This window comes from Marinobacter sp. MIT932201, assembly GCF_047123295.1.
Lineage (GTDB): Bacteria > Pseudomonadota > Gammaproteobacteria > Pseudomonadales > Oleiphilaceae > Marinobacter > Marinobacter salsuginis.
The window spans coordinates 1925624-1946073 of sequence record NZ_CP138917.1; the positions used below are offsets into that span (position 1 = coordinate 1925624).

Consider the following 20450-nt stretch of genomic DNA (forward strand, 5'->3'; position numbering starts at 1 on the left):
AACCATGGCATTTAATACAGGTTTGAGCGGCCTTCGTGCGGCATCGGTGGATCTGGACGTCACTGGCAACAACATTGCGAACGCCAGCACCGTTGGCTTCAAGGGCAGTAAGGCCCAGTTCGGCGATCTCTACGCAAGTGGCTTTCTTAGCGCGGGCACCAACCCGATCGGTGACGGTGTTCGGGTACAGGACGTAAAGCAGTCTTTCGGCCAGGGTAATATCAGCTTCACGGACAACGGTCTGGATATGGCGATTGCCGGCGATGGTTTCTTTATTCTTAATAACGGCGGTGAAATTCGTTATTCCCGTGCAGGGCAGTTCGGCATTGATAAGGACGGCTTTGTAACGAACAACCAGAATATGCGGGTGCAGGGATACACCGCCGATGAAGACGGTAACCTTTCCGGTATTCGAGGCGATCTGCAGATTGAAACCGACAACCTCGCGCCACGCCGGACCACAAACCTCGTTTCAGATCTGAACCTGGACTCGCGGGAACCCGTGCTTGAAACCCGGGTTCGGGACATCGGGCCAATCGCCGCAACGGATCTGCAGGGTGAGAGTTTTGATGTGCTTTATAACGATGGTACGCCGGACTTCAACGTAACCATCGGGGCTGCAGCAACAGCCCGAGAGGCGGCCGCCGCAATTAACGATGCGCCTGGCCTCAGCGCGTCTGCTACCACGACCGTGACGTTTGATGGTGCCAATCAACTTGATGACACTTACATCTCCAACGCGGGCCCGGGTAATTTTGCATTCAGTCTGAGCATCAATGGCTCTCCGCTTGCCCTGGATACCAGCAATATCACATCGCTCCAGGATCTCGTCGACTCTATTAATAATTCCTCTGAGACCGCCATTTCAGCATCAATGGTGGATGACGGTTCAGGCAGCAATAACGTGTTGCGGGTGATTCATAACCAGGGCGAGACGCTGAGCTTTTCCTTCGATGACGACGGCGATCTCAGTAACGGGGGTGAAACCTCCGATACGGTTCTCGGTGACGTGAATGCGACGGCGGACAGAGTTGTTTCGGGCATTGATGATGCCTCCAATGGCGATTTCGAAACGGCATTTAATAGCTCTCCAATCCGGATAACCAATGAGTTCAACCCTCTGGATCAGCGGACCTACAACCACGCCACCTCTACCACCATCTACGACAGTCTGGGCAACTCCCACGAGTTCACCCAGTTCTTCGTAAAGGAGCCTTCTCCTGGTAGTGGCGTCGGTGTAAGTGAGTGGTCGGTTTACCTGCAGATTGATGGGGAGATGGTCGCTGGCACAGACACGACACCCTATACCGCCCGTTTTGATCAGAATGGTAATCTGCAATCAATTGATGGTGACCCAGCCGGCGAGATTGTGATCACTGATTGGGTTCCTAAGGACGAGAACGGCCAGCCAAATGGGGCAGATGGTCCTCCTGCGGACCCAACCTCGGTGGTGACACCGATTCCGGAGCCGCCGACATCCTCCGCATTTGTATTGAACCTTGCTGACACTACTCAGTATGGCGCGGCGTTCGGTGTAAACGATCAGCAGCAGAACGGGTACACAACGGGCCGTCTCTCAGGTCTGGACGTATCGGATCAAGGGGTTCTCTTCGCCCGCTATACCAATGGCCAGTCACAGGCTCTCGGTCAGGTTGCTTTGGCTTCCTTTAATAACACAAACGGGCTGTCGCCTGTGGGGGATACGTCCTGGGTCGAAACCTTCGAATCGGGCCAGCCAATCATCGGCGCCCCGGATACAGGGACTCTGGGCTCTATTAAGGCCAGCTCAGTGGAAGAATCCAACGTGGATCTCTCGGCCGAACTGGTCAACCTGATCATCGCCCAGCGAAACTATCAGGCCAACGCCAAAACCATTGAAACCTCCGATGCGGTCACCCAGACCATCATCAACCTCCGTTAATATCGCGACCTAGCGAACATGGCATGACTCCTGCAGGAAGACTGGAAACAGTCAAAATTCCGGCAGGAGTTTTCCCATGGACAAAGCCCTCTACATCGGTATGTCTGGCGCCAAGCAGAATATGCTGGCCCAGCAAGCCCATGCCAATAACCTGGCGAACGTCAGTACCACCGGCTTCAAGAAAGACTTCGCCCAGGCCCGCAGTATGCCTGTCTACGGGGAACATCATCCGACCCGCGCCTATGCCATGACAGAAAGACCCGGCACCGACCTTTCCGCCGGTGCGCTGATGGAAACCGGACGCAAGCTGGATGTGGCGGTAGAAGGTGAAGGGTGGCTTGCCATCCAGAACGACCAGGGCGAGGAGGTCTTTACCCGCAGCGGCAGTCTCCAGGTGGATGTCAACGGCCTGGTGCGCCTGGCCAACGGCGAACTGGTGCTGGGCAATGGCGGGCCGGTGGCGCTTCCCCCGTTTGACAACGTCGAAATTGGCGCCGATGGCACCGTTTCAATTGTTCCTGTGGGTGGTCCACCGGACCAGCTGGTGGAAGTGGACCGGCTGAAGCTGGTCAGCCCGCCCCCGGAAGCCTTGGAGAAAGGTCTCGATGGGCACATGCGCCGCAAGCCGGATCAGGCTGTGGACGGCCCGGAACCACCGGATGCAAACCAGCGGGTCGCTTCCGGATTCCTTGAAAGCTCCAACGTGAATGCAGTGGAAGAGATGATCTCGAACCTGCAGCTGTCCCGGCAATACGAGATGCAGGTGAAGGTCATGACCACCGCCAATGAGAATTCCGAAGCAGCGGCACGGCTGTTGCAGAACCTTTAAGTAACGACTGAACACATTGGCCTCGCGGGCCTGAAGCGGCAAAAATTGGCCGCCTGACTGCCCGCCGGCAAGGAGTAAGCAGCATGCATCCAGCACTTTGGGTCAGCAAGACCGGGTTGAGCGCTCAGGACACCAACATGTCCACCATTTCCAACAACCTGGCGAACGTCAATACCACTGGCTTCAAGCGGGACAGGGCCGTGTTCCAGGACCTTTTGTACCAGATCAATCGGCAACCCGGTGGTCTGACAACCCAGAACTCTGAACTGCCCTCTGGTCTCCAGTTGGGTACGGGTGTGCGGGTTGTCGGCACCGCCAAGCAGTTCTCCCAGGGCAACCTGCAGATCACCGAGCAGCCCCTCGATATGGCCATCAACGGTCGTGGTTTCCTTCAGGTTCAGTTGCCCGATGGGCAGATTGCCTACACCCGGGATGGTCAGTTCCAGCTCAACGCCAATGGGGACGTAGTCAACCCGGATGGCTACCCGCTGGAACCAGCCATCAACGTGCCGGAGAACGCCACCAACATAACCATTGGCAAGGATGGCACCGTCACGGCAGTAACGGATGATCAAGCCGCACCGGTCAACCTGGGCCAGATTACCCTGGTGGATTTCATCAATCCCCAGGGCCTGCAGGCTATCGGTAACAACCTGTTCAAGGCGACCAATGCCAGTGGCGATCCTGCTGAAGGTGAGCCCGGGCTGGCGGGGCTCGGCAGTATCGAGCAGGGTTCCGTGGAGTCGTCCAACGTTGAGGTGGTCGAGGAGCTGGTGAACATGATTACCACCCAGCGTGCCTACGAGATGAACTCGAAAGTGGTCTCCACAACCGACCAGATGCTCCAGTTCATTACTCAAAACATTGGCTAACGCCGCCAGAGGTGACGTCATGAAACTGATGACTTCAAACCGGACAACCCGAAGCGCCAGCACATTGGTGATGGTGCTGTTTCTGGTCCTGTTGCAGGGTTGCACGGCCATGAGCCGGCCCCGGGCAGTTCCGGATGACCCAGAGTTTGCACCGGTTCGCCCTCAGGCCATGATGCAACGGGACAGTGCCTCCGGTTCCATCTACCAGGTCTCACGGAACTACAACTTCTACGGCGATACCGTGGCGTTAAACGTGGGTGATGTGCTCACGGTGATCCTTGAAGAATCCACACGGGCCAGCAAGAACGCGGAAACCAGCATCACCAAGGACAATGAAGTCACGCTGCCAGAGCCGACCATCCTTGGTAAGAGCAATTTCGGGATCAATACCTCCCTGAATCACGAGCGTGATTTCGAGGGCAGCGCTGAAGCAGACCAGAGCAACAGTCTTGCCGGCAGTATCACCGTCACCGTAACCGAAGTGCTGCCAAACGGTGTTCTGAGGATTCGTGGGGAAAAATGGCTGTCGCTGACGAATGGTGATGAATACATCCGCCTGACTGGCCTAGTTCGCCCCCAGGACATCCAACCTGACAATACAGTGGCGTCCAATCGAATTGCGGATGCCCGGTTTGCCTACGGCGGAACCGGTGATTTTGATCAGGCAAACCAGATGGGCTGGCTGGCGCGTTTCTTTAACAGTGAGTGGTGGCCTCTATGAGCTTTCGCCGTTTGATTGTCTGGGTGCTTGCTCTGGCTGTGGTTTCAGCCCCGGTATTGGCGGACCGCCTGAAGGATCTGTCGCGGATCAAGGGTGTTCGCAATAACCAGCTGGTCGGCTATGGACTGGTTGTAGGCCTGGATGGCACCGGCGATAGCGCTCCGTTCACCAACCAGACCTTCCGCAACATGATGAACCAGTTCGGCGTTACCTTGCCGGAGGGGGTCAATCCAAGTCTCGCAAACGTGGCGGCAGTGACGGTTAGCGCGAATCTGCCTCCCTTCGCCAAGGCGGGCCAGGAAATTGATATCACCGTGTCTTCCATCGGCAACGCGGACAGTCTGCGTGGCGGCACCTTGCTGATGACACCGTTGAAGGGTGCTGATGGTCAGGTTTATGCCATGGCGCAGGGCAGTCTGGTGGTTGGGGGGTTCGGTGCCCAGGGACAGGACGGTTCGCGGATCACCGTGAACGTTCCAAGCGTTGGCCGGATTCCCAATGGCGCCACTATTGAACGGGAGGTGGCTTCGCCGTTCAGCCAGGGTGACACCATTACTTTCCATCTCCTGCGCCCGGATTTCACAACAGCACGCCGCGTAGTCGAGGCTATTAATGGCCGTCTCGGACCGGATATGGCGTATGCACATGATGCCACATCGGTTTCCGTGCGCGCGCCGCGGGATCCCTCCCAGCGGGTCAGTTTCCTGTCGATCCTTGAAAACATCGAAGTGGATCCGGCCGAGGATGCGGCAAAAGTGGTGATTAACAGCCGTACCGGCACCATTGTGGTTGGCCAGAATGTTCAGGTCAGCCCGGCGGCAGTCACCCATGGCAACCTCACAGTGACCATTCAGGAAAACCCCAATGTGGAGCAGCCGAATCCCTTCGCCGGGGGCGACACCGCCATTGAGCAGGATTCCCAGATTGCCATTACCGAGGAGCCGGCGCGGATGTTCAAGTTCGGTCCCGCCGTCACGCTGAACGAGATCGTGCAAGCCGTAAACCAGGTAGGCGCTGCACCCGGCGACGTAATGGCGGTACTCGAAGCTCTGAAACAGGCCGGTGCCCTGCGCGCCGAGCTAATTGTTATCTAGGTGGCGTGATGCAGGACTACAAGGTTCAACAGGCCCAGGTTTATACCGACTTCAACGGCCTCAACGCGTTGAAGGCCCAGGCTCGCACTGACAAAGAGTCAGCCCTGCGTGAGGTGGCGCGCCAGTTCGAGAGCCTGTTCCTGTCTGAAATGCTGAAGTCCATGCGTAAGGCCGGCGATGTTTTCTCCGAGGGCAACTACCTGAACAGCAATCAGTCCGAGCTTTATCGGGATATGTTCGATAGCCAGATGAGTCTGACCATGGCTGGAGGCAAGGGCAGTGGTCTTGCCGAGGCGCTCGTTCGCCAGCTCGGCAAGCAGATCCCTGGCATGGATAACGAAGGAGGCCGGCTCGCCGGCCACAAGGCAAGTCTTGCGGATTACGATCGAAGCCTGCCTGCTCTGACCTCCCAATTGCCTGATAGCGTGCAGCAAGTGACTGCCGTGGCAGAGAAGGCAGCATCACCGGTGTCTGCCACGCCCTCGAATTTGCCAGAGCGGTTCGAGTCTCCGGAGCATTTCGTGACCAAGCTGTTACCAATGGCAGAGCGGGTTGCCCGCGACTCCGGCATTGATCCTAAGCTCATGGTGGCCCAGGCCGCCCTGGAAACCGGCTGGGGCCGGCACATGATCCGAGGGGAACAGGGCGAACCCAGTTTTAACCTCTTCGGCATCAAGGCGGATAGCCGTTGGCAGGGCGATGCGGTATCCATAACCACTACGGAATACCGGGAGGGTTTGCCCATGAAAGAGCAGGCCAGCTTCCGGGCTTACACAGATTACGAATCCAGCTTCCGGGACTATGTCTCGTTCCTGGAATCCAACCCCAGATACCGGGAGGTGTTGTCCGTCGCCGACCAGCCTGAAGTGTTTGCTGAGAAGCTCCAGGAAGCCGGCTACGCCACTGACCCCAACTACGGCAGCAAGATCCGCCAGATCATGAATCGTGATTCACTGATGACACTGTCCATGGGCAGTGAAGGGATGAAGGAGTAAACCTTATGGCAGGGCTGATAGGTATTGGTCTGACCGGCATCCTTAGTCATCAGGCTGCGCTGAACACCACGGGCAATAATATAACCAACGCCAACACACCGGGTTATAGCCGTCAGGAAGTACTGTTCGAGACTCAGGAAGGCCAGCGGACCGGCGCGGGCACGATTGGCAGCGGTGTCAACATTGCCGACATTCGGCGCCTGGCCAATGAATATCTGGTGCAACAGGTCCGGGAAGACAGCACGCTTTTTGGAGAGCAGGAGGCCCTGAATTCCGAGCTGTCCAGGCTTGATAATTTGCTGGGTGGCGAGACCACCGGGCTAAGTACTGCGTTGAACAATTTCTTTGCCAGTCTTCAGAACGCTGCAGAGGATCCCACCTCTTTACCACAGCGCCAGCTGGTTCTGAGTGAGGCACAACAGGTTGTAAACCGGTTCCAGGCGCTCAACCAGGAGTTTATCCAGCAGCGGGAGTCCATCAAGACCCAGATGCAGCAGGGTATAAAGGATGCCAACACCCTTCTGAAGAGCATTGCCGAACTGAATCTGGCGATTTCCGAATCACCCGGGATTGCCCAGGGACAAATGCCGAATGAACTGCTGGACAAGCGTGATGAGAAACTCCGCCAGCTGTCCGAACTTGTGAATATAAAGGTCAGTCCGGCGGATGGCAGCCAGGTCAACGTGTCTTTGTCCAATGGGCTGTCGCTCGTGGTTGGCAGCAATGCGGCGACTCTTGGTACCCGGGAGAACGCTGAAGATCCGACCCGCCTTGAGTTTACTCTGAGTAATGGCGGCCGGACGCTCAACATCGATGAACAGATCAGTGGTGGCAAACTTGGTGGTCTTCTGCGTTTCGATACTGAGGGATTGAAGCCGGCTTTTGATGAGTTGGGCCGGATCGCCATTGCGCTGTCTGACACTATGAATCAGCAGCATGAAATCGGCATGGATCTGGAGGGTGATCTTGGTGGCCGGTTTTTTACGGATATCAACTCTCTCGAAGCCCAGCGCAGCCGGGTTGTGGCGAATGGCAATAACGCTCTGGCAAGCTCCGGGCAGCTAGCTGTAGAGATAACCGACAGCGCCGCTTTGCCTGCCGGGCGGTGGACGTTGCAGTTCAGTGGCGATGGACGGAATTTCGAATTGATTGATCAGGCGAGCGGCAAGACGGTCAACCAGGGCCGGCTGCCGGATCCTGTCCAGTCCGAAATCAGTATGCCCGGGTTCAACATCCGTGTTGAAGGGGGCACGTTCAGCGCCGGCGACAAATTCCTCATTCAACCCAGTCTCAATGCTGCTGAGAGTATCGGCCTGGTTGTCAGTCGTGAAGAGGATCTGGCCTTTGCCAGTCCAATCCGCGCGACCGCCAGTGACGATAATATAGGTACAGCTCAAATTGATCAGGGCACTATGCTGGACGTAAGGAATCCGTTTACCAATTCCCTTTTACCTGGTTTCCAGAGTTCAGGAGAGCTGGCGAATGGTCCGCTAAGAGTCGAGTTTGCCAGAGATCCAGTGAGCAATGACTTGATTTACTCGGTTACCGACGCCAGTGCGCCGTCACAGGTTGTGGCAACTGGTACTTACGATCCCCAACAGATAAACACCCTCTTTGAGGAAGATCCTGCATTGGCGGGAGCGCAATATCAGGGGTTCCAGTTCCGTATGACCGGTGAACCCGCGGTTGGCGATACCTTCACGATTGAGTACAACTCGAACGGTGTTTCGGATAATCGCAACGCTGAGCTTCTCGCTGCCCTTGGCACGGCAAACACACTGAATGGTGGCAGCCAGAGTTTTGCCGAAGGATACGCTGGTCTGGTTGAGGATATTGGCGTCAAAACCCGCCAGAGCCAGCTCGACGTGGACGCTGGCAGGGCGCTTCTTGAGCAGTCCACCAACCAGCGGGAGTCTGTCTCGGGAGTCAACCTTGATGAGGAAGCCGGCCGCCTGATCCAGTATCAGGCCGCATACAATGCCTCGGCCCAGGTAATGTCGGTGGCCCAGGACCTTTTCAATACCCTGTTGCAGAGTTTCCGGTAACGGTTGAGGTGATGTGACATGATCAGAATTTCATCACAGCAGATTTTCTCGGGCGGTATTAACCGGCTTCAGGAACTCAATACCAGTCTGAACAACACCCAGCAGCAGATTTCGACTGGCCAGAGGGTGAACAAGCCTTCCGACGATCCGGTAGCCGCAGCGCGAATTCTGAAGCTGGATCAGGAGCTTTCCCGGGTTGAAACCTATCAGCGCAATGTTGATCTGGCCGAAAACCGGCTGAATCAGGAAGAAAGTGCATTGGAAAGCTCGATCGATGTGATTCAGCGGATCCGGGAATTGACCGTTCAGGCTGGCAATGGATCGCTGTCTGCCAACGACCGACGCTCGATTTCTTCCGAGCTCGAGGAACGCCTGGGACAGCTGGCGAATATTGCCAACACCCGGGACGCGTCTGGTGAATACATTTTCAGTGGCTTTCAGGGCTCCGTGAAGGCTTTTGAGCAGGACGCTTCGGGCAGCTGGGTGTATCAGGGCGATGAGGGACAGAGAGTCCTGGAGATCGATGATGGCGTAACTGTTCCTATCAGTGATAATGGCAAGGACATTTTCGTCAGGGTTCCCGCCGCCATAACCGGCGAGCACAGTACAGTGAATACACCGGCAGCTTCCATTTCCGGTGTCAGTCTGGTTAACGAGGCGGCTCTTGCTGCCGAGTATCCCAATTCCTTCCCGGATGACATTACGGTTGAGGTTGATGCCGGCGGCAATATTATCGCCACGGACAGTCAGGGGGATGTGTTGACGGTTGATCCGCCCACCTATCAGAGTGGCGAACCCTTCGTTGTCGCGGGTGTTGAAGTGACTTTGACAGACGTTGTTCCGGGTGCGGGTGATGTCTTCACGCTTGGAATCAACGAAAAGCAGTCGGTGTTCGGCACCATCGAAAACCTGATTGCCGGTCTTAACAGCATCGACAAGAGCAGTCCCGGGGGACAGGCCGAGTACGATGACCTGATTGCCAATTCGCTGATCAATCTGGACAACGCTCAGGAGAGCATTCTGCTGAAGCAGACAGAGTTGGGTGGTCGGATGAACGCAGTGGAATCCACCAAGACCTTCCTTGAGGATTCATCCGTTTACACCAATGAAATAAGGTCACAGCTTCAGGACCTGGATTACGCCGAAGCGATCAGTAATCTGAGCTTCCAGAGCTTCGTGCTGCAGGCAGCCCAGCAGTCATTTGCTCAGGTTTCCCAGTTGTCGCTGTTCGACCGACTGTAAATAATTGAAGCCGCGGGCAGATCTGTCCGCTGGCTTATTGCTTTCGCGATTTAGCTCAGTATAATCCCCAACACTCTCCGATGGCGGCGTGGTGAAATTGGTAGACACGACGGATTCAAAATCCGTTGGGGTAAAACCCGTGGCGGTTCGAGTCCGCCCGCCGCTACCATCTTCTTTCCTTCGGCGTCGTTAACAGTCTTCCATGAATGTCTCCGATTTTCATTTTGACCTGCCGGACGAATTGATCGCCCGCTATCCGCTCAAAGATCGAAGCGCATCAAGGTTGCTTTGTCTGGATGGTCTTTCCGGCAAGCTTGATCATCGCGTTTTCAGTGAACTTCCTGATCTGCTTCAGCCCGGTGACCTGCTGGTGTTTAACAACACCCGGGTGATTCCTGCGCGCCTTTTCGGCAAAAAAGAAACGGGTGGACAGGTCGAGGTACTTGTCGAGCGGGTGACCGGCGAACATGAAATTATCGCCCATGTCCGCGCCTCCAAGGCTTTGAAGGAAGGGCAAAAGGTTATCCTTGAAGATGGCACCTGTCTGCGTATGTCAGGCCGCGATAAAGCACTGTTTCACCTGGTGTGTGAAAGCGAGGAACCGGTACTCGACGTGTTGGAGCGCATTGGGCATATGCCACTGCCGCCCTACGTTGACCGGCCGGACGAAGCCACCGACCGGGAACGCTATCAGACCGTTTACGCCCGGGAGGCCGGCGCCGTCGCAGCGCCGACGGCAGGGCTTCACTTCGATGAGAGCCTGCTTGAGAAGTTGGCCGCCTGCGGGATCGAAAGTACCTTCGTGACGCTGCACGTTGGGGCCGGCACCTTCCAGCCGGTTCGTGTAGACAGAATCGAAGATCACACCATGCACAGCGAAGTCGTCAATGTTCCCCAGGATGCCGTCGACGCCGTAGAGCGAACCCGTGCGAGGGGAGGGCGTGTGGTGGCTGTGGGCACCACGTCGGTTCGCTCACTTGAGTCTGCAAGTCGTGGCGGACGCTTGAGGGCGTTCACTGGTGAGACTGATATCTTTATTTATCCGGGCTATCGGTTCCAGACCGTTGATGCCCTGATAACCAATTTCCATTTGCCGGAATCCACCCTGATCATGCTGGTCAGCGCCTTCGCTGGCTATGACAATGTGATGGCGGCCTACCGGGAAGCGGTGAAGGAACGCTACCGCTTTTTCAGTTACGGCGACGCCATGTTCATTGCCGGACAGGAACCCAGCCGTGGCATGTTGCTGGGGTCGGCGGTGGAATCCAATGAATCCGGTACTGATAATGCCGGGGAGGCCTTGTGACGCAAACCTGTTTCATGTCGTTCGAAAAACTGGGCGAGGATGGGCGTGCCCGTCGTGGCCGGCTGACGTTCCCCAGGGGCACGGTTGAAACGCCCGCCTTCATGCCGGTTGGAACATACGGCACTGTGAAGGGAATGTTGCCCCGCGATATCCAAGAGATCGGCGCAGAAATCATCCTGGGTAATACATTTCACCTGATGCTCCGGCCAGGCACTGAAGTGGTCAAGGCCCATGGTGATCTTCATGATTTCACCCAATGGCAGGGGCCGATCCTGACCGACTCCGGCGGCTTTCAGGTATTCAGCCTGGGCGAGATGCGAAAGATTACGGAGGAAGGGGTTACCTTCCGCTCACCGGTCGATGGCTCTCCGGTGGAGCTGTCTCCGGAAATTGCCATCCAGGTCCAGCGGGATCTTGGTTCTGACATCGTCATGATTTTTGACGAATGCACGCCTTACCCCGCCACCGAACGCCAGGCAAAAGACTCCATGGAGCTGTCACTGCGCTGGGCACAACGCAGCAAGGATGCCCATGAGGGGAATCCTGCTGCATTGTTCGGCATTGTCCAGGGTGGTATGTACGAGAGCCTGCGGGACCGCTCCCTGGAGGGTCTCACAGACATTGGCTTCGATGGCTATGCCATTGGTGGCCTTTCGGTTGGCGAGCCAAAGGAAGACATGATCCGGATTCTGGATCACTTGCCACCGAAAATGCCGGAGGACAAACCACGTTACCTGATGGGCGTGGGCCGGCCGGAGGACATCGTTGAGGCCGTTCGGCGTGGCGTCGACATGTTCGACTGCGTGATGCCGACCCGTAATGCCCGGAATGGCTACCTGTTCACTTCCACCGGGATTGTAAAAATCCGCAACGCGCGGCATCGTCACGACACTGCCCCTCTGGATGAACGCTGTGACTGTTACACCTGCAAGAATTTTTCGAGAAGTTATCTGCATCATCTCGATAAATGTGGAGAAATGCTGGGTTCGCAGCTGAATACAATCCATAACCTCCGGTTTTACCAGAACCTGATGGCTGGATTGCGTGGGGCCATTGAAGCAGGTACATTGTCGGACTTTGTAACCGACTTCTATGCCCTGCGCGGAGAGACCGTTCCGCCTCTGGGCAATGTTTGATCTATTCGCTAAACCAACGGAGATATTCAATGAAATCTATTAAAATGCTCGTTGCCGGCCTTTTGGCTCTGATGCCTGCTTTTGCCATGGCGCAGGACCCGGCTGCACAGGGAATGGGTGTTATGGGCCAGGTCATCTTTTTTGCTGGCTTCATTCTGATTTTCTATTTCCTGATCTGGCGCCCGCAGTCCAAGCGAGCGAAAGAGCATAAGGCGCTGATGTCTGGCCTGAACAAGGGCGACGAGGTTGTGACCTCCGGTGGTGTTGCCGGCAAGATTACCAAGGTAACTGACGATTTTATCGTTGTGGAAGTTGCCGATAATGTCGAGATCAAGGTCCAGAAAGTAGCCGTGGCCGCGGCTCTGCCCAAGGGCACGCTCAAGGACATCTGAGCGGGGCCATTTAGCCGGCCATCCCTGGTGGCCGGTCTGAATCTTCCTGGCTGAAACACCAAGGCCGGCCATCAGGCCGGCTACAAGGGATCCCATGCTGAACAAGTATCCGCTTTGGAAAAACCTGGTTATCCTGGTCGCGCTCGTGATCGGGTTTATCTACGCTTTGCCCAACCTCTTCCCCGACGATTACGCCATCCAGATCACAGGCGCCCGCAGCAGCACAGAGGTGAATGCCGGTGTGCTCGAGAGGGCTGTCGATGTGCTGGAAAGCCAGGGTATCGAGGTGAAAAGCAGTACTCTTCAGGATCGGGATGCTCTGATCCGTCTCACCAACTCTGAAGACCAATTGCAGGCTCGCCCACTGGTGCAGGCTACGCTTGGCAACGAATACCTGGTTGCGCTGAACATGGCGGCTTCCACGCCGGGATGGCTGAAAAGCCTGGGTGCCGGCCCCATGAAGCTGGGCCTGGATCTTCGCGGCGGCGTTCACTTCCTCCTGGAAGTCGATATGGAGACCGCGGTAAGCCAGCGACTCGAAGCCATGTCCGGCCAGATCAAGCGAGAGCTGCGTGAAGAGCGGATCCGTTATCGTGGCGGGGATGTGGAAGACAGTCGTCAGATTGTTCTCAGCTTCCGCGACGAAGAATCCCGCACCGAAGCCTTCAACATGGTGCGTGACCAGTACAACGAATTCCTTCTGGATGAGCAGACCCAGGGTGATGAGTTCCTCCTGGTGTTGACCCTGTCTGAGGCGGAAGTAACGGCGATCCAGGACTACGCCCTGGAGCAGAACCTTACCACCATCCGTAATCGGGTGAATGAGCTGGGCGTAGCCGAGCCCCTGGTTCAACAGCAGGGGGCCGACCGCATTATCGTTGAGCTCCCCGGAGTGCAGGATACCGCGCAGGCCAAGCGTGTACTTGGCGCCACCGCAAACCTCGAGTTCCGCATGGAGGCCCGTCAGGACGCGCCGAGCAGCGAGACCGAAGAGTTCGGTTTCCGCGATCAACCACAGCGCACCGCCCGCCTTGAGCAGGAAGTCATTGCCACCGGTAATAATGTGGCCAATGCCCAGCAGGCCTTTGATGAGAACGGTCAGCCCCAGGTTAACATCACCATGGATTCCGTTGGTGGTGATCTGATGAATCGCGCCACCCGCAATGCGATTGGCCGCCGGATGGCCGTGCTGTTCATCGAATACCGTACGGAAACCGAAACCAGAATGGTTGACGGTGAGCCCCAGGAAGTTGAAAACCGCGTAGTAGAGAAGGGCATTATCAGCCTGGCTACTGTGCAGTCTGCGTTGGGAAGCAGCTTCCGTATTACCGGTCTTGATTCAATCCCGGAGGCGGCAGAACTCGCGTTGCTGCTGAGGGCTGGTGCGCTGGCGGCGCCAATGTACTTTGTTCAGGAAAGGACAATCGGCCCCAGCCTTGGTCAGAAGAATATTGATGCCGGCATGATGTCGGTGGCGCTTGGCTTCGGTCTGGTGCTGCTGTACATGCTTGTCTATTACCGTGGGTTCGGTGTTGTCGCGAACATTGCGCTGACCCTGAACCTGATGCTTCTGGTGGCGTGCATGTCGATTCTGTCGGCAACGCTGACATTGCCGGGTATCGCCGGTATCGTTCTGACCGTGGGTATGGCGGTAGATGCCAACGTGCTTATCTTTGAGCGTATAAAGGAAGAGCTCAGATCCGGTGTGCCTCCCCAGACGGCGATCAATTCCGGTTATTCCCGAGCCTTCGTTTCCATTTTCGATGCCAACATCACCACCTTGCTGGTTGCTGTCATTCTGTTCGCCATGGGTTCTGGCCCGGTGAAAGGCTTTGCGGTTACCTTGTGCATCGGGATCCTCACGTCGATGTTCTCTGGCCTGATGGTCAGCCGCAGCATCGTGAACCTTATTTACGGCGGCCGCAGGGTCGAGAAGCTGTCGATCGGAGGAAAGCTCGCCAATGTCTGAAGATCAAAAGCAACCGTTTGATTTCATGGGCTTGCGGAAAATTGCTTCCGTAATCTCTATCTCGCTGATCGTTGTGTCCATTGCCCTCCTGGCCGTTCGTGGTCTGAACCTGGGGATGGACTTCACCGGCGGCACGTCCGTTGAATTTGAGTATGCAGAGGCGCCGCAGCTCGATGAAATCCGGTCCAGGCTTGATGCCGCCGGCTATGAGCAGTTCTCTGTCCAGAACTTTGGAGCCGACACCACAGTGCTGGTGCGTATGGCCGAGGCTGACAACGATCAACTGGCCCCCGAGGTAACCCGAACCCTGAAAGAGGGTGGTGTGGAGTTGGAGCTCGTCAGTTCCGAGTTTGTGGGCTCCCAGGTTGGCGAGGAGCTCAAGGAAGATAGCGGCCTTGGCCTGCTGATTGCCCTGGCGGTCGTGCTCATCTATGTGGGAATGCGCTTCCAGTTCAAGTTCGGTATTGCCTCGGTGGTGCCCCTGGCTCACGATGTGATTATCGTTCTGGGTGTCTTTGCCCTGTTCCAGTGGACCTTTGATCTCACGGTGCTGGCGGCCCTGCTTGCTGTAATCGGCTACTCGCTGAACGACACCATCGTTGTAGCTGACCGTATCCGGGAAAATTTCCGCAAGATGCGCGTTGGTGAGCCCTGGGACATTATCAACGAATCGATTCATCAGACCATCGCCCGGACAATCAATACCTCCGGCACAACTCTTGTGGTGCTGTTCGCCCTGTATTTTCTGGGTGGTGAGGCGATCAACAACTTTGCCCTGGCACTGATTATCGGTGTGGTTGTTGGTACCTATTCTTCCATCTACGTGTCTGCCAACCTCCTGATGGTTATGGGCGTGTCCCGTGACGATCTGATCGTGCCGCCTAAAGAAGGCGCCGAAAACGAGGACGAGGAAGAGCAGCCGCCGGAATGGCTGAACAGGATGTAATTCGATCTGGCTCTGTCGTTTCGGGCATAAAAAAACCGCCACATGATGTTGGCGGTTTTTTTTGTGTCCGGAAAAGCCTGGCGCTTTAGCGTGGCAGCCGGCCCCGGAACGGGTGCAGTACTTTCAGAACTTCCCGGAACAGTTTCGGGTTTGCCACTACCAGCTGGCGGGCATTGCCGGTGGACGGGTTGCCGGAGAAATCGCCGGTCAGTGCGCCGGATTCCATGGCGAGTGTAACGCCCAGATCCAGATCGGTCGCCTCGGGGCGGAAAATGATCGCCGCATCCATCAGGCCCGCTGAAACTCGGGCAATATCCAGGACCACACAGCCTGACGTGCGGAACATGCCAGAATCCCGTGCCAGTACCGCGGCCATTTCGCCCCAGAGCATCGGATCTTCGCTCTTACGGGCCTGGTCCAGCAGGTTGGTTGCAATCGCGGCATTTTCCGGCAGTTTGATTTCCGAAGCACGTACCCGGCGGCTATTCAAGGCGGCACCGTGGCCACGGCTGGCGGAATATTCCTCGCCGGTAACGGGGTTCACCAGCAGCAGGTTTTCGGTACGGTTATTCTTCTTCTGGGACAATGCCAGAGCAAACTCCGGAATGCCCCTCAGGAAATTCTCACGCCCCAGGACCGGGAAAATATGCCAGCTTTTCTCGCTGGTTCCGGCATTCGCTTCGTTCAATGGCGCGATGCTGTGGTCCTTGTAGGCCTTTTCGAGCTGCTCGGCAAAGTTATCGTAAATAGACTGCTCAACCCGCTCCAGCTGCCGACGGCGTTCTGAGTCGTCCTTGCCGGTGGGTTCCTGGCGCTCGAAATGGGCTTTCAGATAATCGGACCCCTGACGCGCGACGCGCAGGGCCATTTTAATAGCTGGTTGCATCTGAGTGTTCATTATCCGGGTGTGTGAAGGCCGGGTATCATAGCAAAAGATCACCCCGCTTGTATGTTTTTTGACTCAGCAATAGCACGGATAATCAGAGGTTGCGGGTTGTCCGGAGGGGCAGTGAAGCGGTGCTTTCTGCTATCATTGCCGCCCTGATCAACAACCTTGGGCCTGCTAGTAATGCACAAAAGCGCACTTCCACAGGAAGGGACAGAAACATTTCAGGATCAGATCCGGATTGTTCTGGTAGAAACATCTCATTCCGGCAACATCGGTGCTGTTGCCCGAGCCATGAAAAATATGGGGTTGGGCAATCTGTGGCTGGTTAACCCGGCTTCTTTTCCGGATGAGGCGTCCTACGCTCGCGCGGCGGGAGCGTCTGATGTGCTTGATAACGCTCATGTGGTGTCTTCGCTGGACGAGGCGCTTTCCGACTGCGTGCTGGTGATGGGGACAAGTGCCCGGGGAAGAAAGGTGCCCTGGCCGGTTTGTGCGCCACCTGAGGCCGCGGCGGCCGCGGCAGGCCACGCAGAAAACGGCCCGGTGGCCCTGGTATTCGGAAGAGAGAATCATGGTCTGAGCAACGACGAGCTGCAGCGTTGCCACTACCACATTCATATCCCGTCCAACCCGGATTACAGTTCCCTGAATCTGGCCATGGCTGTTCAGGTGATGTGCTATGAATTGCGAATGTATTATCTGCGCAGCCTTGAAGGCGGTGAAGGGAGCCCATACCTAAAGTCGATGATCAGACCCGGGGACGAAGGCTGGGACGTGCCGCCGGCCAAAGTTCACGATGTCGAGGGCTTTTTCGGGCACCTCGAGCAGGTGCTGATTGATGTGGATTTTCATCGACGGGAGAACCCCAGGCAACTGATGACGCGCTTGCGGCGTCTGTTCCAGCGGGCCAGACTGGATCAGATGGAAATCAACATTCTCCGGGGTATTCTTACTGCTGTTCAGAAGGCGGCAGGCACACAGAATAGCAGCAAATCAACCGAGGCCGGCACTGCGGCGACGGAACAGGATAATGGCCATGTTTGAGCGTTTGCGGGAAGACATTAACAGCGTGTTCCATCGGGATCCCGCCGCGAGGAACACCTTTGAGGTCCTGACCAACTACCCGGGCTTGCACGCACTGCTTTTTCATCGGTTCTCCCATTGGTTGTGGAGCCTCGGTCTGAAATGGCTTGCTCGCACCATCTCCACCATTGCCCGGTGGCTGACCGGCATCGAGATCCATCCGGGCGCGACCATCGGGCGCCGGTTTTTCATTGACCATGGCATGGGCGTGGTCATTGGCGAGACCACGGTTATAGGGGATGACGTTACCCTTTATCAAGGCGTTACCCTTGGCGGAACCAGCTGGAACAAAGGCAAGCGCCACCCCACGATTGGCAACAGCGTCGTTGTGGGTGCCGGCGCAAAGATTCTGGGGCCCTTTGAAGTGGGCGAGGGTGCCAAGATCGGGTCGAATTCCGTGGTTACGAAGGAAGTGCCCGCAGGCGCAACGGTGGTAGGTATTCCGGGCCGAGTCATCGTCAAGCGTAAAGGCGAGGATGATGCGCGCCGCAAGGAGATGGAAGAGCGCATGGGCTTCGACGCCTATGGTGTGACTGAGGAAATGCCAGACCCCGTTGCCCGGGCCATGCGCTCGCTGCTTGATCACATGCATGCGGTGGATGATCGTATCGAGAACATGTGCAAGGCATTGCGTAAGGTGAACAGTGAATACCAGAATGGCGAGCTGCCGCCGTTACAGGAAGAGGACTTTGATTGCGTCCGTGATGACGATGAGGTGCGCCGCTGAATACTTGACTGAAATGGTTGGTCAATTCATACTCTCAGCTGCGTTTTTGAGATTCAATCCCGTCACGGGGCTGACACTATGAAGTTGACCACCAAAGGCCGCTATGCCGTCACGGCAATGCTTGATCTGGCTCTGCATGGAGATCAGGGGCCGGTGAGTCTCGCCGATATTTCGGCCCGTCAGGAAATCTCACTGTCCTACCTGGAACAGCTTTTCTCCCGTCTCCGCCGCCAGAAACTGGTTGTCAGTATCCGCGGTCCCGGAGGAGGTTATAAACTCAGTCGTCCGGCGGCTGAGCTTTATATTGCCGAAGTTGTCGACGCCGTCAGCGAGTCGCTGGATACAACACGGTGTGGCAATAAAGGCGATTGCCAGAATGGCGAGAAATGCCTGACCCACCATCTCTGGTCTGATCTCAGCGATCAGATTCATCAGTTCCTGAGCGAGATAAGTCTCGGAGATCTGATGAGAAAACACGAAATTCGCCAGGTTGCGGACCGGCAGAACCGCCGTCAGTCTGACAACGGCTCAGAAACCATCAACACCGAACGCCTGTCTGATCAGGCGTCGGCCTGACACCAACAAGTTTCCGGATCCCATGAAAAAGCCCGTTTATATGGACTACGCGGCCACCACGCCCGTTGATCCTGTTGTCGCTGATGAAATGATGAAGTACCTCACGCTGGATGGCGTTTTCGGTAATCCTGCATCCCGGACGCACGCCTACGGTTGGCAGGCGGAAGCTGCTGTGGAAGCTGCACGCAAGCAGGTTGCCGGGCTGATTCACGCCGACCCCCGGGAAATCGTGTGGACGTCAGGCGCCACAGAATCGGATAACCTGGCGATCAAGGGCGCTGTGGCAGGCCGGCAGGGTGTTCATATCATTACCTCGAAGATTGAGCACAAGGCTGTCGTCGATACCTGCAAGTGGCTGGAGCACCAGGGGACCGAAGTTACCTGGCTGAATCCCGCAGCCGACGGGACCATCAGTTGTGAGCAGGTGTTGGATGCGTTGCAGGAAAATACCTTGCTTGTCAGCCTGATGCTGGTGAACAACGAGCTGGGAACGATCAACGATATTGCCGCTATTGGTGCCGAATTGCGTCAGCGTGGCGTTCTTTTCCATGTGGACGCCGCCCAGGCCGGCGGCAAGATGGCCATTGATGTTGGTTCCATGCCGGTAGATCTGTTAGCGCTGTCCGGGCACAAGGTGTATGGGCCGAAAGGGGTGGGCGCTCTCTACGTGAGGCGGTCCCCGGACGTGCAAATTGAAGCCCAGATCCATGGCGGTGGCCATGAACGGGGAATGCGCTCAGGAACCTTGCCGACCCACCAGATCGTGGGAATGGGAAAAGCGTTTTCACTGGCTCAATCCGGGCTTGAGGAAGAAATCGTTAAACTGGAGGCGCTCCGGAAGTCTTTTCTGGCGGGGCTTCAGTCTCTCGACGGTGTCAGTCTTAACGGCAGTGAAAGCAATCGCGTGCCCGGTATAGTGAATCTGTCCTTTGACGGCGTTGATGCCGAGTCCCTGATGCTGGGCCTTCGGGATCTGGCGGTCTCCTCCGGTTCGGCCTGCGCTTCGGCCACAGTAGAACCTTCTTATGTTTTGCGTGGTATTGGGCTGAGTGATGAGCAGGCCCATCGGGCGCTGCGTTTTTCCTTCGGCCGTTTCACCACCGAAGAGGACGTGGCCTTTGCCAGTTCGCAAATAGTTGATGTTGTTAGCCGCCTCCGCGCAGTGCGGTAGGAAGTTTGCCCCGGACTGCGTATAATCGCAGGCCAGAATTTTTACCATCCACAAACTGGAGAAAGACCATGGCAACTGAGCGCACGCTCTCGATTATCAAGCCCGACGCGGTAGCAAAAAACGTGATCGGCGAAATCTACAGCCGCTTTGAGAAAGCGGGACTGAACATTGTTGCTGCCAAGATGATGCACCTCACCCAGGAGCAGGCGGAAGGCTTCTACGCAGAGCACAAAGAGCGTCCGTTCTTTAACGATCTGGTTGCTTTCATGACCTCCGGTCCGGTGGTTGTCCAGGTTCTGGAAGGCGAGGGCGCCATCCTCAAGAACCGTGATCTGATGGGCGCGACCAACCCGAAGGAAGCCGATGCTGGCACCATCCGTGCCGATTTCGCCTCTTCCATCGACGCGAACGCCGTTCACGGCTCTGATTCCGCAGCTTCAGCAGAGCGCGAAATCGCCTATTTCTTCAATGACAACGAGATCTGCCCGCGGGGCTGATCGCGTTGATTGGAGGCGACCGGATGGTCGCCTCCGAAT

19 protein-coding genes and 1 tRNA gene are annotated in these 20450 nt (G+C 56.5%); 19 read left to right on the forward strand and 1 reads right to left on the reverse strand.

The genetic code is table 11. The features are described from left to right. Positions 1-4: 4 nt before the first annotated feature. The 14 genes from SIC15_RS08695 (at position 5) to secF (ending at position 15468) form a co-directional block, all read left to right on the forward strand. Positions 5-1921, forward strand: a complete 1917-nt coding sequence (locus SIC15_RS08695; RefSeq protein WP_412537475.1) for a flagellar hook protein FlgE — start codon at positions 5-7, stop codon at positions 1919-1921. 76 nt (positions 1922-1997) lie between these two features. After that, on the forward strand, positions 1998-2750 hold the full coding sequence (locus SIC15_RS08700; protein ID WP_069184970.1) for a flagellar basal body rod protein FlgF: 753 nt from the start codon (positions 1998-2000) through the stop codon (positions 2748-2750). Positions 2751-2833: 83 nt separating this feature from the next. Next, on the forward strand, positions 2834-3622 hold the full coding sequence (gene flgG / locus SIC15_RS08705) for a flagellar basal-body rod protein FlgG (protein ID WP_069184971.1): 789 nt from the start codon (positions 2834-2836) through the stop codon (positions 3620-3622). Positions 3623-3641: 19 nt separating this feature from the next. Continuing rightward, positions 3642-4343, forward strand: a complete 702-nt coding sequence (gene flgH / locus SIC15_RS08710; RefSeq protein WP_227514610.1) for a flagellar basal body L-ring protein FlgH — start codon at positions 3642-3644, stop codon at positions 4341-4343. Next, positions 4340-5437 (forward strand): flagellar basal body P-ring protein FlgI, encoded by a 1098-nt coding sequence (locus tag SIC15_RS08715; protein WP_136632093.1) that lies wholly within the window; start codon positions 4340-4342, stop codon positions 5435-5437. Before flgH ends, SIC15_RS08715 begins: the two co-directional genes overlap by 4 nt. 8 nt (positions 5438-5445) lie before the next feature. After that, positions 5446-6432 carry a flagellar assembly peptidoglycan hydrolase FlgJ gene (gene flgJ / locus SIC15_RS08720; protein ID WP_412537476.1) on the forward strand — a complete coding sequence of 329 codons (987 nt, stop codon included), beginning with the start codon at positions 5446-5448 and terminating at the stop codon, positions 6430-6432. 5 nt (positions 6433-6437) lie between these two features. Beyond that, entirely contained in the window at positions 6438-8477 is a 2040-nt protein-coding gene (flgK, locus tag SIC15_RS08725; RefSeq protein ID WP_412537477.1) for a flagellar hook-associated protein FlgK, read from the forward strand. An 18-nt stretch (positions 8478-8495) separates the two neighbouring features. Further along, a complete protein-coding gene (gene flgL / locus SIC15_RS08730; protein ID WP_412537478.1) occupies positions 8496-9719 on the forward strand; it encodes a flagellar hook-associated protein FlgL in 1224 nt (407 codons plus the stop codon). Between the two features lie 82 nt (positions 9720-9801). Next, a tRNA-Leu gene (locus SIC15_RS08735) sits at positions 9802-9888 on the forward strand. Positions 9889-9921: 33 nt separating this feature from the next. Then, positions 9922-11025, forward strand: coding sequence for a tRNA preQ1(34) S-adenosylmethionine ribosyltransferase-isomerase QueA (gene queA, locus SIC15_RS08740; RefSeq protein ID WP_412537479.1), 1104 nt, complete (start codon positions 9922-9924; stop codon positions 11023-11025). Positions 11026-11039: 14 nt separating this feature from the next. Next, positions 11040-12161 (forward strand): tRNA guanosine(34) transglycosylase Tgt, encoded by a 1122-nt coding sequence (gene tgt, locus SIC15_RS08745; RefSeq protein ID WP_412537601.1) that lies wholly within the window; start codon positions 11040-11042, stop codon positions 12159-12161. A gap of 29 nt (positions 12162-12190) precedes the next feature. Next, entirely contained in the window at positions 12191-12553 is a 363-nt protein-coding gene (gene yajC, locus SIC15_RS08750; protein ID WP_069184978.1) for a preprotein translocase subunit YajC, read from the forward strand. A 94-nt stretch (positions 12554-12647) separates the two neighbouring features. Continuing rightward, entirely contained in the window at positions 12648-14522 is a 1875-nt protein-coding gene (gene secD / locus SIC15_RS08755; RefSeq protein ID WP_412537480.1) for a protein translocase subunit SecD, read from the forward strand. Then, positions 14515-15468, forward strand: a complete 954-nt coding sequence (gene secF / locus SIC15_RS08760; protein WP_209397874.1) for a protein translocase subunit SecF — start codon at positions 14515-14517, stop codon at positions 15466-15468. The genes secD and secF overlap by 8 nt, the downstream gene beginning before the upstream one ends. 85 nt (positions 15469-15553) lie before the next feature. Here the strand turns inward: secF and SIC15_RS08765 are convergent, their stop codons facing one another. Beyond that, a complete protein-coding gene (locus tag SIC15_RS08765) occupies positions 15554-16354 on the reverse strand; it encodes an inositol monophosphatase family protein (protein WP_069184981.1) in 801 nt (266 codons plus the stop codon). A 183-nt stretch (positions 16355-16537) separates the two neighbouring features. Between SIC15_RS08765 and trmJ the strand changes: the two genes are divergently transcribed. The 5 genes from trmJ (at position 16538) to ndk (ending at position 20411) form a co-directional block, all read left to right on the forward strand. Next, complete coding sequence (gene trmJ, locus SIC15_RS08770) at positions 16538-17401, forward strand: tRNA (cytosine(32)/uridine(32)-2'-O)-methyltransferase TrmJ (RefSeq protein ID WP_412537481.1); 864 nt, start codon at positions 16538-16540, stop codon at positions 17399-17401. Continuing rightward, entirely contained in the window at positions 17394-18167 is a 774-nt protein-coding gene (gene cysE / locus SIC15_RS08775) for a serine O-acetyltransferase (RefSeq protein ID WP_064228158.1), read from the forward strand. Before trmJ ends, cysE begins: the two co-directional genes overlap by 8 nt. Before the next feature lie 78 nt (positions 18168-18245). Then, entirely contained in the window at positions 18246-18743 is a 498-nt protein-coding gene (gene iscR, locus SIC15_RS08780; RefSeq protein ID WP_412537482.1) for a Fe-S cluster assembly transcriptional regulator IscR, read from the forward strand. 22 nt (positions 18744-18765) lie between these two features. After that, positions 18766-19914, forward strand: coding sequence for an IscS subfamily cysteine desulfurase (locus tag SIC15_RS08785; protein WP_412537483.1), 1149 nt, complete (start codon positions 18766-18768; stop codon positions 19912-19914). A gap of 68 nt (positions 19915-19982) precedes the next feature. Then, positions 19983-20411: a nucleoside-diphosphate kinase gene (gene ndk / locus SIC15_RS08790; RefSeq protein ID WP_069184985.1), complete on the forward strand. Its 429-nt coding sequence runs from the start codon at positions 19983-19985 to the stop codon at positions 20409-20411. The last annotated feature ends 39 nt before the right edge of the window (positions 20412-20450 follow it).

Bases quoted from the DNA above. Each gene is read 5' to 3' on its own strand.
- SIC15_RS08695 (WP_412537475.1), top strand. From the start codon at position 5: ATGGCATTTAATACAGGTTTGAGCGGCCTTCGTGCGGCATCGGTGGAT.
- SIC15_RS08700 (WP_069184970.1), top strand. From the start codon at position 1,998: ATGGACAAAGCCCTCTACATCGGTATGTCTGGCGCCAAGCAGAATATG.
- flgG (WP_069184971.1), top strand. From the start codon at position 2,834: ATGCATCCAGCACTTTGGGTCAGCAAGACCGGGTTGAGCGCTCAGGAC.
- flgH (WP_227514610.1), top strand. From the start codon at position 3,642: ATGAAACTGATGACTTCAAACCGGACAACCCGAAGCGCCAGCACATTG.
- SIC15_RS08715 (WP_136632093.1), top strand. From the start codon at position 4,340: ATGAGCTTTCGCCGTTTGATTGTCTGGGTGCTTGCTCTGGCTGTGGTT.
- flgJ (WP_412537476.1), top strand. From the start codon at position 5,446: ATGCAGGACTACAAGGTTCAACAGGCCCAGGTTTATACCGACTTCAAC.
- flgK (WP_412537477.1), top strand. From the start codon at position 6,438: ATGGCAGGGCTGATAGGTATTGGTCTGACCGGCATCCTTAGTCATCAG.
- flgL (WP_412537478.1), top strand. From the start codon at position 8,496: ATGATCAGAATTTCATCACAGCAGATTTTCTCGGGCGGTATTAACCGG.
- queA (WP_412537479.1), top strand. From the start codon at position 9,922: ATGAATGTCTCCGATTTTCATTTTGACCTGCCGGACGAATTGATCGCC.
- tgt (WP_412537601.1), top strand. From the start codon at position 11,040: ATGTCGTTCGAAAAACTGGGCGAGGATGGGCGTGCCCGTCGTGGCCGG.
- yajC (WP_069184978.1), top strand. From the start codon at position 12,191: ATGAAATCTATTAAAATGCTCGTTGCCGGCCTTTTGGCTCTGATGCCT.
- secD (WP_412537480.1), top strand. From the start codon at position 12,648: ATGCTGAACAAGTATCCGCTTTGGAAAAACCTGGTTATCCTGGTCGCG.
- secF (WP_209397874.1), top strand. From the start codon at position 14,515: ATGTCTGAAGATCAAAAGCAACCGTTTGATTTCATGGGCTTGCGGAAA.
- SIC15_RS08765 (WP_069184981.1), bottom strand. From the start codon at position 16,354: ATGCAACCAGCTATTAAAATGGCCCTGCGCGTCGCGCGTCAGGGGTCC.
- trmJ (WP_412537481.1), top strand. From the start codon at position 16,538: ATGCACAAAAGCGCACTTCCACAGGAAGGGACAGAAACATTTCAGGAT.
- cysE (WP_064228158.1), top strand. From the start codon at position 17,394: ATGTTTGAGCGTTTGCGGGAAGACATTAACAGCGTGTTCCATCGGGAT.
- iscR (WP_412537482.1), top strand. From the start codon at position 18,246: ATGAAGTTGACCACCAAAGGCCGCTATGCCGTCACGGCAATGCTTGAT.
- SIC15_RS08785 (WP_412537483.1), top strand. From the start codon at position 18,766: ATGAAAAAGCCCGTTTATATGGACTACGCGGCCACCACGCCCGTTGAT.
- ndk (WP_069184985.1), top strand. From the start codon at position 19,983: ATGGCAACTGAGCGCACGCTCTCGATTATCAAGCCCGACGCGGTAGCA.